General features: G+C 71.6%; 4 protein-coding genes. 2 read left to right on the forward strand and 2 right to left on the reverse strand.

The features are described from left to right. Positions 1-30 precede the first annotated feature (30 nt). Positions 31-474 (reverse strand): ATP-binding protein, encoded by a 444-nt coding sequence (locus ACWGIU_RS32730; RefSeq protein WP_453711739.1) that lies wholly within the window; start codon positions 472-474, stop codon positions 31-33. A 267-nt stretch (positions 475-741) separates the two neighbouring features. Continuing rightward, on the reverse strand, positions 742-1,722 hold the full coding sequence (locus tag ACWGIU_RS32735; protein WP_453711740.1) for a hypothetical protein: 981 nt from the start codon (positions 1,720-1,722) through the stop codon (positions 742-744). Between the two features lie 86 nt (positions 1,723-1,808). On the opposite strand from ACWGIU_RS32735, the gene dapE reads away from it, so the two are divergent. Together dapE and ACWGIU_RS32745 are read left to right on the forward strand one after the other, a co-directional pair. Then, complete coding sequence (gene dapE / locus ACWGIU_RS32740; RefSeq protein WP_453711741.1) at positions 1,809-2,888, forward strand: succinyl-diaminopimelate desuccinylase; 1,080 nt, start codon at positions 1,809-1,811, stop codon at positions 2,886-2,888. Between the two features lie 64 nt (positions 2,889-2,952). Then, positions 2,953-3,668 (forward strand): LOG family protein (locus tag ACWGIU_RS32745; protein ID WP_453711742.1); only part of this gene is annotated, 716 nt, incomplete at its 3' end.

Consider the following 3,668-nt stretch of genomic DNA (forward strand, 5'->3'; position numbering starts at 1 on the left):
CTCCCGGCCCCCTCGGTGTTTCCTACGGCGTCAGCCGCCCAGCGGCAGGCCGCCGGGCAGGCCCCCCGGCAGGACACCGGACGTCGGCAGGGAAGACGTCGGCAGGGAGTCCGTCGGCAGGGAAGACGTCGGCAGGGAGTCCGTCGGCAGGGAAGACGTCGGCAGGGAGTCCGTCGGCAGGGAGGACACCGGCAGTTCCTGCGTGGTGGGGAGCCCGCCGAGCAGGCCCTGCGCGGTACCGGCCACATCGGCGGCGGGCGCCGGCAGGGCCTTGGTGGCGCTGCCGGCGGTGCCGACGGCGTCGGTGGCCGCGTCCGCCGTCGAAGCGGCGTCGGGGGCGGTGAGCTGGCCCAGCTGCGGCACGGACTCCAGACCGGCGGCGCTGGCCGCACCGGCCGCACCGACCACGGGCGCTGCCCCGGCTGCGAGGAGCAGCGCGGCACGGGCGATCCGACGGGTCAGGGGGAGAGACATGTTGCTCCTAGCGGTAGCGGCTGAGTACGCCATGACTAACCGCTTCCGGGGCGGGTGGAGTTGCGGTGCCGGTGGGTAAAGGATCGGTAACGCATCGTTTAATCGGCTTCCGCGACAAGAGCATCGGAGGGCCCCGACCAGGGCTTCTGTCCCGATCAGGGATCCGTGACCCGCTACACGGATCCCCCCGCAGGAGTGATCACTCGTACGTCAGCCCGGGCGCCCCCGGTGCGTGCCCCGCCGCGAGGACGGGCGGGGCTCGGGAAATCAGCGGGCCATGAAGATCCGTACCTCGCCCGGCCCCGCGTAGTGCGGGTCCTTGGCGGCGTCCTTCGTCCCCGCGCCGCCCTTGTCCTGCCACCGTCCCCGGTCCTTGCCCGCGATCCAGCCGTGCCGGCCGTACGACACCCGGGAGATGCCCATCGCCTTGGCGTTGGCCACCGCCCAGTGGGCCATCGCCCGGCTGCGGCGCGTCGCCTCCTCGCCACCGTTCTTCTTCTCCACCACGGTGACCTCGGGCTCCGGTACGGCCTGCCCGCCGCCGGTGTTCCGGCCGGCCTGGCCGCCGCCCTGCGGGGACATGGTGTGCGTCCCGTCCTTGCCGAAGATCCGGATCAGGTCGGCCCGTACCCGATCCGGGTCGCCCGGCCGGGTGGGTGCGGGACCGCCGCAGTTCAGCGTGCCGCCGCCGGCGAACGCCGCCGTGAGCACGGTCGCGTCGGGCTCGTGCTTCGCGTACGCCTGCGGGAACCCGCTGCGCTGCACCTTCTGCGCGGCCACCGTCAGCGGCAGCCGCGAGTAGCCCGGTACGTCGACGAGGTGGTCGTAGAAGATCCCGGCCGAGTACACCGGGTCCGTGATCTGCGCCGGAGTGCCCCAGCCCATCGACGGCCGCTGCTGGAAGAGGCCCAGGGAGTCACGGTCCCCGTGGTCGAGGTTGCGCAGCGCGGACTCCTGCATGGCGGTCGCCAGCGCGATGGTCACCGCCCGGTCCGGCAGGCCCTTGGCGACGCCGACGGCGGCTATCGTCGCCGCGTTCGCCGCCTGCTCCGGGGACATCTCGTACGTCTCGGAGGTTTCGTCCTCGCCGACCGGGGCCGCGCCGGCCACGCAGAACGGGGCACCGCCGCCACCGTTCGAATCGCGCTGCACGGCGAAATATCCGATCACCGCAAGGAGAACGAGCAGGCCGACGACCGCCCGGAGCAGCCGGCGGCGACGAGGACGGGGATCACGGGTCTCGGACACGCGGCCCACCGTACTTGAGGCATATGACGCGTCCACCGGCCGGACGCGGGAGGCTTCGCCGCAGCCCGGGGCATTAGGGTCAGACCATGTCCGAATCCGAGCTGGACCTCACCCTGGACGCCGCCGAGCTGACCGCCCGGCTCGTCGACATTCCGTCCGTGAGCGGCGACGAGAAGGTACTCGCCGACCTCGTGGAACACGCGTTGCGCGGCCTGCCGCACCTCACCGTGGACCGCTTCGGCAACAACGTCGTCGCCCGCACCCACCTCGGCCGTGCCGAGCGCGTCGTACTCGCCGGCCACCTCGACACCGTGCCGATCGCCGACAACGTCCCCTCCCGCCTCGACGAGAACGACGTGCTGTGGGGCTGCGGCACCACCGACATGAAGTCCGGTGTCGCCGTGCAGCTGCGCATCGCCGCGACCGTGCCCGAGCCGAACCGGGACCTCACCTTCGTCTTCTACGACCAGGAGGAGGTCGCCGCCGACCTCAACGGCCTCGGGAAGGTCGCCGAGGCCCACCCCGACTGGCTGACGGGCGATTTCGCGGTCCTGCTGGAACCCTCGAACGCCGAGGTCGAGGGCGGCTGCCAGGGCACCCTGCGCGTCCTGCTCCGCACCGCCGGCGAGCGCGCCCACTCGGCGCGCAGCTGGATGGGCTCCAACGCCATCCACTCGGCGGCCCCGATCCTCGCACGCCTCGCGGCCTACGAGCCCCGCAAGCCGGTCATCGACGGTCTGGAGTACCACGAGGGCCTCAACGCGGTCCGCATCGAGGGCGGCGTCGCCAACAACGTCATCCCCGACGCGTGCACGGTGACCGTCAACTTCCGCTACGCCCCGGACCGCACCGAGGCCGAGGCGCTGGCCCACGTACGGGAGGTGTTCGCGGACTGCGACATCGCCGCATTCGTGGTCGACGACTCCTCGCCCGGCGCCCTCCCCGGCCTCTCCCACCCGGCCGCCGAGGCCTTCATGGAGGCGGTCGGCGGCCGCGCCATGCCCAAGTTCGGCTGGACGGACGTCTCCCGCTTCAGCGCCGTCGGAGTCCCGGCCGTCAACTACGGCCCGGGCGACGCCCTGCTGGCGCACAAGGTCGACGAACGCGTCGAGACGAAGGCGATCCTCCACTGCGAGGAACGACTCCGCGCCTGGCTGACCTCCTGAATTCCGCTTCTCGTCACCTTTGTGCGCCTACCCTGATCCAACGATCAGCAGGAGGGAGCACAGCATGGGCAACCACGGCAGTCCCGAGGGTTCCGCTCGTCGTCGGCCCGAGGAGCAGCAGCTCGGGCCGGTGCTGAGGAGGCGCAGCCAGGTGCAGGCGGGCAGTACGACCGACCAGCGGCTGCTGGATTCGGCCGGGCCCTCCGAGTGGGTGCACACCGATCCCTGGCGGGTCCTGCGCATCCAGTCGGAGTTCATCGAGGGCTTCGGCACGCTGGCCGAGCTGCCGCCCGCGATCAGTGTGTTCGGGTCGGCCCGCACGCCGGAGGGCTCGCCCGAGTACGACGCGGGCGTGCGGATCGGCAGCGCGCTGGTCCGCGCCGGCTTCGCGGTGATCACCGGCGGCGGTCCGGGAGCCATGGAGGCGGCCAACAGGGGCGCCCGCGAGGCGAACGGCATCTCGGTCGGCCTCGGCATCGAGCTTCCCTTCGAGCAGGGGCTCAACCAGCACGTCGATCTCGGCCTGAACTTCCGGTACTTCTTCGTCCGCAAGACGATGTTCGTGAAGTACAGCCAGGGCTTCGTCGTCCTGCCGGGCGGCCTGGGCACGCTGGACGAGCTGTTCGAGGCGCTGACCCTGGTCCAGACCCAGAAGATCACCCGCTTCCCGATCGTGCTCTTCGGCACGGAGTACTGGAACGGCCTGATCGACTGGCTGCGGAACACCGTGATCGCCCAGGGCAAGGCCTCGGAGAAGGACCTCTACCTGTTCCACGTCAC

The organism is Streptomyces sp. NPDC054840 (assembly GCF_053611065.1).

Coding starts and splice junctions, on each gene's coding strand:
- ACWGIU_RS32730 (WP_453711739.1), bottom strand. CDS start 474: ATGTCTCTCCCCCTGACCCGTCGGATCGCCCGTGCCGCGCTGCTCCTC.
- dapE (WP_453711741.1), top strand. CDS start 1,809: ATGTCCGAATCCGAGCTGGACCTCACCCTGGACGCCGCCGAGCTGACC.